The 3,568-nt window shown below is 35.3% G+C and carries 3 protein-coding genes; all 3 read left to right on the forward strand.

Going from position 1 to position 3,568, the window contains the following annotated elements:
- Window positions 1–179: 179 nt before the first annotated feature.
- Window positions 180–1,715 carry a beta-N-acetylhexosaminidase gene (gene nagZ / locus ACTTKP_RS11640; protein ID WP_442554066.1) on the forward strand — a complete coding sequence of 512 codons (1,536 nt, stop codon included), beginning with the start codon at window positions 180–182 and terminating at the stop codon, window positions 1,713–1,715.
- On the forward strand, window positions 1,708–2,601 hold the full coding sequence (locus tag ACTTKP_RS11645) for a MurR/RpiR family transcriptional regulator (protein WP_442554067.1): 894 nt from the start codon (window positions 1,708–1,710) through the stop codon (window positions 2,599–2,601). The genes nagZ and ACTTKP_RS11645 overlap by 8 nt, the downstream gene beginning before the upstream one ends.
- 116 nt (window positions 2,602–2,717) lie before the next feature.
- Window positions 2,718–3,284, forward strand: a complete 567-nt coding sequence (locus ACTTKP_RS11650; RefSeq protein WP_442554068.1) for a hypothetical protein — start codon at window positions 2,718–2,720, stop codon at window positions 3,282–3,284.
- Window positions 3,285–3,568 lie beyond the last annotated feature (284 nt).

The raw sequence follows: 3,568 nt of genomic DNA on the forward strand, positions 1-3,568 counted from the left end.
TTCATAAGTTATCCACATATTATCATCAATCTCTGTATATGTCAACTATTATATTTACTAAATTAAAATTAAATTTTGTAATAATATTTCAGAAAAATAAAGATTATATAAAATTTTGCTTTATTTTTTCTATCATGTGCTATATAATAATCTTATTATTATTTTAAGGAGGCATTCCAATGGATATGAAAGATAAGAGGCTTCTTGCAGGACAGATGATGATGGTCGGCTTTAGCGGAGTAGATGAAATTTCAGAGGATTTTATAAAATTTATAGAAGAATACAAGATTGGTAATGTCATTCTTTTTAGTGAAAATATTTATAGTGCGAACCAGCTAAAAAAACTTTGTGGTAAGATTCAACAAGTTATAAAGAAAGCAACCGGTTATCCCGCACTTATATCCATAGACCAGGAAGGGGGCATGGTATCAAGGTTTTCTCCCGATCTTCCTGCATCTCCGGGAGCTATGGCAATAGGTAGGACAGGTAAGGCGGAATATGCCTATGAATCAGGACTTATTACTGCAAAGGAATTGAAAATGTGCGGAGTAAATTTTAATCTTGCACCATCTTGTGATATAAACAATAATAAGAAAAATCCTGTAATAGGAGTACGTTCTTATGGCGAAGATGCTGATACAGTATATAGATTTGCAAAGCAGATGGCTGATGGATTGAAGGCCGGAGGAGTAATACCCTGCATAAAGCATTTTCCGGGACATGGCAATACAAATAGTGATTCGCATCTTGTACTTCCTTCAATAAACAAAAGTCTTGAAGAACTTGAAGAGGTGGAACTTTTTCCGTTTAAAAAACTTATAGAGGATGATATTGAAGCCGTTATGACTGCTCATATAATTTTTAAGGCTCTTGATTCGGATTATCCTTGTACTATGTCAAAAACAGTTTTAACAGACTTGCTCAGAGATAAATTGGGCTTTGACGGATTAATAGTTACAGACTGTCTGGAAATGGGAGCCATTAAGGAAAATTATGGTTCTGTTAAAGGAGGACTTAAGGCAGTGGAAGCGGGAGCTGACTTACTATGTGTTTCCCATAATTTTGAAGTGGCAAGAGATATTCTAGATGCTGTCATAGAAAATATTGATACAGAAAGACTTAAAATTTCTGCTGAAAAAGTTATCAAACTGAAAGAAAGATATCTTGTTGACAGCCCTTTATCTCATAAACAGGATATTGATTCAGATGAATTGGCAAAGTATAGAACTTCTTTAAGTCGTATGCGTTATAACTGCATAGATGGGCGTAACAAAGTAAATGATGAAAGCCTTAGACCGGATAATAAAACTGTAATTTTAGGTTGTCCTTCCTATAGGACCACCCTTGTGTCAGGCAAGCCTATAGAGCTTAATTTTGCGGAGTATCTTGGTGAGAAATTAAATCTTCCTGCCGTAAAGGTTCCTCTTGAGCCTACGGTGGAAGAAACTGAGGAAATTCTTGCGAAGCTTGACAATTACTCTCATATAATAATGGGAAGTTATAATGCACATCTTTTGACTGCTCAAGGAGATTTTGTAAAATCACTTGAGGCTAAGACAGAAAGTATAGGTGGAGTACTTACTTTAGCAGCTTTACGCAATCCTTATGATTTGGAACTTGTAAGTGATAAGAGCAATAAAATTGCTTTATACGAATATAGTACAGAGATGTTTGATGAGTTTGTGAAGTTCTTGAAAGGCGGTAAAAATGAATAGTGACAGTAATCCGTTATTAAAAATAAAAGCAATATTTAATGATTTTACTCCGGTTGAACAGAAGGTGGCAGAGTACATAATGAAGAATCCGGATAAGATACCTGCAATGTCTATAAAAGAGGTAGCAACTGAAAGTAAATCAAGCGATGCCTCCGTACTGCGGTTTTGTAAGGCACTTGGATATTCAGGGTACAGAGGTTTTATAGTAGGCTTGACATTGGCTATTGCCGACAGTGAAAACAGCTCCGAACTCTATACGGATATAAGACCGGGAGATTCTGTTAAGAGCGTTATACAAAATATATTCAGGAATGAAAAACAGGCACTTACCGATACAGAAAATATATTAAAGACTACAGAAGTAGAAAAAGCGGTTTCGATTATAAATGCCGCTTCTTCTATACACTTTTTTGGAATAGGTGCTTCAGGCTTAATCTGTTTGGATGCGGTTCAAAAATTTAGAAGAATAGGTGTGAGCTCATATGCCCATACGGATTTTCACGATCAGCTGACCAATGCGGCTCTGCTTGGAAGTATGGATACCTGCGTATTATTTACCTATTCGGGCAAAACAAAGGAAATACAGCTTATTTTAAAATTGTTAAAAACTCAGAACTGCAAAATAATAGTAGTAACCAAGCTTAGAAAGACGAATTTGTTAAAGGGAGCCGATGTATATTTGAATGTTTTAACTAGAGAAGTAACCATGAGAAGCGGTGCAACAAGCTCCCGTATTGCTATGCTTGCTTTGGTGGATATTCTGCTTTCGGGAGTGCTTAGCACAAACTACAGCAAATATGAAAAGAAGCTTCGAAAGACTTATGAGGCTTTGCATACAACAGACACCGTTATGACGGAAAGTGAAATTATGAAGTTGAATAGTTAGTGTAACCCCAATTATTCACAAGATATTTCGTGAATGATTGGGGTATAATAATTCTCTAATATTCCGATATATAAATTAAAGGCAAAGTTGTTTGATGTTTAAATGAGAGGAGTAGTATGAAGATACAGGGAAATCTAATTAATAATTACAACTATAATAAATTAAATTTTAATGTAACATCATCAAAAGAAGACAAAAAAGCAGCTGATATAAGGAATGATTCTGAGGAAGATGAAAAGGCTGAAGCAGCCAAAACTAAGCAGAAAGAACTTGAGGAGGCTGCAGAGGAAATCAAAAGACAAGCAGAAGAAGTTAAAGAGCAAATGGAGGCAAAGAATAAGGAAACCCGAAAATTTGGGGCTATTTTAGAAATATTCAGAAGAATTGCAAAGGGAGACAAGGTTTCGCCTAAAGATGAGAGTGCTCTTATGGAATATGATATGAAGCTTTATCTTACCGCAAAAAAGGCGGCTCAGCTGGCTGCAAATAAGAAGACTAAAAAACACAAAAAATCACTTATTGAAGAGCTTGAGAAAACGGATAAGGAAAGGCAGAACAAAAAGGCTGAAGAGACAACAAAAGAAACAGCTTCTGAAGAAGATGCAAAAGCAGGGAAGGCGGGAGAAACAAACTCTTCCAAAGCCGGAAACCGTTTGGGAACAAAGGTTGATATTAGCATTTAACGGACTATAATTGACTAATACATATGAGTTATGCTGACATATATTCCCATCTTTGACACTTGCAACAATCAAAAAGGCTCTAACCCCCTTTATAATCAGGGTTTTAGAGCCTTTCTATATGCAAAAACTTGAACAAGTATTCGCCATGTATTACCTTTTGACTAAGTTTGATAAATATTTTAATTTTGTCTATTCTGTACATTAAACTTTCCAAACTTTGTGCACTTTGTCATTGTCTGAAAATTCAAAATATATTATAATATCCCTATCTTGTTACTTCTAAA

The organism is Catonella sp. (genome assembly GCF_052169795.1).
Taxonomy (GTDB): Bacteria; Bacillota; Clostridia; order Lachnospirales; family Lachnospiraceae; genus Catonella.